The following is a 4,093-nucleotide window of genomic DNA, read 5'->3' on the forward strand; positions in this document are numbered from 1 at the left end:
AGTGTCTTATCCAGTATCTTTTTTGAAGCTAAAGATACATGGCAACATTTAACCGATACAGTTTTAACCCGTTATATCGTCAACTCTTTATTGTTAATGATCGGCGTAGGCTTTGGTGTTGTCGTGATTGGCGTAGGATGTGCGTGGCTAGTAACAATGTGTCGCTTTCGGGCGAGTCGCGTATTTGAATGGGCATTACTGTTACCCTTAGCTGCCCCAGCTTATGTGTTGGCTTATACTTATACAGACTTTTTAGAATTTTCCGGCCCAGTTCAAACTGCTTTACGTTATATCTTTAGCTGGAGTTATGGAGACTATTGGTTTCCTAACGTGCGATCGCTACCTGGAGCAATCTTAATGCTAATCTTAGTTTTATATCCCTACGTATACCTATTAACAAGAGTTGCCTTTTTGGAGCAATCCACTTGTACCCTAGAAGCTAGTAGAATACTGGGCTGTAGTCCTTGGCGCAGTTTTATTACAGTTGCCTTACCAATGGCTAGACCCGCAATTGTTGCAGGTTTAGCACTGGCTTTGATGGAAACTCTCAACGATTATGGTACTGTTCAGTATTTTGGAGTTGATACATTCACCACAGGTATTTATCGGACTTGGTTTGGCATGGGAGAACGAATTGCAGCCAATCAATTAGCTGCCCTACTATTATTATTTGTTTTAGGTCTAATTTTAGTAGAACGCTGGTCGCGCAGTCGGACTAAATATTATCAAGCTAGCAGCCGCTATCGCCAACTACAAACTTATCAGCTTAAAGGAATCCGGGAAATTTTAGCGGTCATTGCTTGTTTCCTGCCGCTGTTCTTTGGTTTTTTATTGCCAGCGGGTCTGTTAGTCAAGTTGACCTTAGCTAATTGGCAACTCACTTTAGATGAACGTTTTTGGATCTTTGCCCGTCATAGTTTAATTTTGGCAACGCTGACAGCAATTTTAGCCGTAGTTATTGCCTTGATTATGGCTTATGGCTTACGGTTATATCCTAATTTAGGAGTGCAGTTAGGGACTAGAGTTGCGGCAATGGGTTATGCTGTACCTGGTTCTGTGATTGCAGTGGGGATTATGGTTCCCATTGGTAAACTTGACAATCTATTTGATAGTTGGATGCGTGAAAACTTGGGAATTTCTACAGGCTTGTTGTTAAGTGGTACGATCGCAGCTTTGGTATTTGCTTATATAGTTCGCTTCCTAGCTGTTTCTTTAAATGCGGTAGAGTCAAGTTTGAGCAAAATTAAGCCTAATTTAGATGATGCGGCGAGAAGTTTGGGTTATAGCCCGATGCAAACTTTAGTTACAGTTCATACACCAATGATGACGGGAGGTTTACTAACTGCCATGATGTTAGTATTCGTTGATGTAATGAAAGAGTTACCTGCTACTATAATTATTAGACCTTTTAACTTTGATACCTTGGCTGTGCGAACTTATCAACTTGCCTCAGATGAGCGATTGGCTGAAGCTTCGGGCCCAGCATTGGCAATTGTTTTAGTGGGGATGTTACCAGTTATTTTATTAAGTTGGAAAATTGCGCGATCGCGCAATTCTTCAACAGAGTTAACGGTTAACAGTTAACATTATCCCTTTACCAATCAAGATGATTAATAAAAATTCACCAATGTTTACCCGCACTACTGGCACAATCTCTTTCTTACTACTTACTATTTTGGTCACATTTGGATGCCAAAAACAGGCGACAAGCCCCCTCGAAACATTACAAAAAACTAAGCAATGTCCAGGATGTGACCTGACTGATACCAAGTTAAGTGACATTGATTTAACAAGCGCTAATCTCAATGGTGCTAAGTTGGAAGGTGCTGTCCTAGAAAAGGTCAAACTTAATGAAGCCTTACTCGATAGCGTCAATCTCAAAGGTGCCAATTTAAAAGGTGCTTCTCTGGAAAAAGCAGGTTTATTTTCTGCTGATCTCACAAATGCTGATTTGAGTAATGCAAATCTCAAGGGGGCTTTTTTGCGAGGGGCCAAACTGAATAATGCCAATCTTAGTAATGCGGATTTAAGTGAAACTGACTTAAATAGTGCTGATTTGACTGGGGCAAACCTGAAAGGAACCAACCTCAAAGGCGCTATAATGCCGGATGGTAAAATTAAAAATTAAAGTTGATTGGATTCGGCGGTTGAAACCGCCGAATCACAAAGAGTAGCTTCTTGTTTACAAAGCCTCTATTTCCATCCTGCGCGATCGGCAATCTTTAAAGCTTCGGGGTTATTTTTCCCAAACACATCAGGGTTGAGAGGGTCAGATTTGAATGTACCAAAACTTGCAACTGCAGGATCGATCGCCACACCTGAAATCACGGGGTATTCGTTATTACTCCTAGCAAAAATTTGTTGTGCTTCGCGACTGGCTAAGTGTTCCAAGAATTTGGTCGCGCCTGCTTTGTTACGGGAGGTTTTGACTACACCCCCACCACTAATGTTGACGTGGGTACCGCGATCGCGCTGGTTGGGGAAAAATACACCTACTTTCGCCGCGATCGCCTGTTCTGCTGGATCTTTCGATTTCATTAAGCGAGCTACATAATAGGTATTAACAATGGCAATATCGCCTACCCCATCAGCAACAGCCTTGATTTGCGCCGTATCATTTCCCTCTGGAGGACGCGCAAAATTAGCCACCAATCCTCGCGCCCAAGCTTCTGTTTTTTGAGCTCCATGAACCGCTAGCATAGCCCCAACAAGAGACTGATTATAGATATTAGTGGACGATCGCACTAAAATTTTGCCTTTCCACCGAGGTTCTGTCAGCGCCTCATAGGTTGACAATTGAGCAGGGTTCACCTTGCTTTTGTTATAAACAATCACCCGTGCCCGGCGCGATAGACCAAACCAGAAACCTTGAGGATCTCGCAAACTTGCTGGAATTGCCGATGTCAGGACTGTTGAAGAAACAGGTTGCAGAATACCTGCTTGTTTTGCCCGCCACAAACGCCCACCATCCACCGTGATGAAAACATCAGCGGGGCTATTTGCACCTTCACTTTTGATCCGTTCAATTAGTTGGTCAGCATCCGCTTCAACGAGGTTAACCTTGATCCCAGTTTTTTTGGTGAAGCTTTGGTACAACTCATTATCAGTGTCGTAGTGACGTGCTGAATAAAGGTTGAGAGTCCCGGTTTGGGCTGCGACAGGGGCTTTTTTGCTTAGTTCCCCCACGGCCACGACAGCCATTGCTGTACCACTGGCAAGAAAAATACGCCGAGAAATGCTCATTGTTCTATAATGATAGATTTTTTCATCTGGTAATTGACACGATGGTCTCTCTACAGCCATCTATAGTCATTGCTTTACTATATTAATGCAAGTAATTCTTATTTGATGATCGATAGCGTAACTATTTTAGGGCTGACGCACTCGTGGTGAGAAATCCGGTCTCGACTTCGCTCAACGGGCAGTTTTTTTCCGAAAAGACTTTTTTATAGCCCGCAGATTAGGTCAAAAATTTGGCGTTGCTCAATTTGAGGATGATTATTGTAGGGTGTCCCGCCTGCTGTGAAAATAGACGCCTTCGGGGGAACAGAGCCCATCCCACAAAAAAATCAAAATCATGCACCTATTATGCCGTCAAAAATTTGCTGATGAACGTCTTGATGCGTCCATGACTGTATTTATGACAAAGATTTTTGCTGACTAGGTATCACAACACTTGTTTGCAATAGACATCTCCAAACACTCGCAAGCCCGATTCCCCGTAGGTTTCTGACTGTCTGCTGTTTGAGGGCAGACAGTGCTTTTACTAATTGCCAGCGACAACAACCTGCAGAGGTTTTATGAGCTTTAGCCTATAGGTAAATTTAAAAAAATTCCTTAAACCACCTCGCACTCCCAAAAAAAGCAACAGCCATCTCCCAAGCGATTCGCGTCACCGCCATGTATCAACTGCCCGAAGTATCGACCAGGCTCAACAGCCACCAAGACGCTGGCTAGAAGTGCACACCCTACAGTTAGTAAGTTGCACACTGGCATCCTACGGATTATTTGTGTCTAATTAGCTCGTAAATTTCCACATAGTCTTTAGCTGGATATTTCCACGAATTGTCACAATTCATGCCTTGAAGCATGA

Annotated in this window: 3 protein-coding genes; 2 read left to right on the forward strand and 1 reads right to left on the reverse strand. The window is 43.0% G+C overall.

Annotation, left to right across the window (positions count from 1 at the left end; all coding sequences use genetic code 11):
- A partial coding sequence (locus QUA38_RS25170) for an iron ABC transporter permease (RefSeq protein WP_333166779.1) occupies positions 1–1,584 on the forward strand: 1,584 nt, incomplete at its 5' end.
- A gap of 22 nt (positions 1,585–1,606) precedes the next feature.
- A complete protein-coding gene (locus QUA38_RS25175; protein ID WP_333166780.1) occupies positions 1,607–2,128 on the forward strand; it encodes a pentapeptide repeat-containing protein in 522 nt (173 codons plus the stop codon).
- Positions 2,129–2,193: 65 nt separating this feature from the next.
- Here the strand turns inward: QUA38_RS25175 and QUA38_RS25180 are convergent, their stop codons facing one another.
- Positions 2,194–3,243, reverse strand: a complete 1,050-nt coding sequence (locus QUA38_RS25180; protein ID WP_333166782.1) for a Fe(3+) ABC transporter substrate-binding protein — start codon at positions 3,241–3,243, stop codon at positions 2,194–2,196.
- Positions 3,244–4,093: the final 850 nt, after the last annotated feature.

Origin of the sequence: Microcoleus sp. Pol12B4 (assembly GCF_036701385.1) — a bacterium.
GTDB lineage: Bacteria > Cyanobacteriota > Cyanobacteriia > Cyanobacteriales > Microcoleaceae > Microcoleus.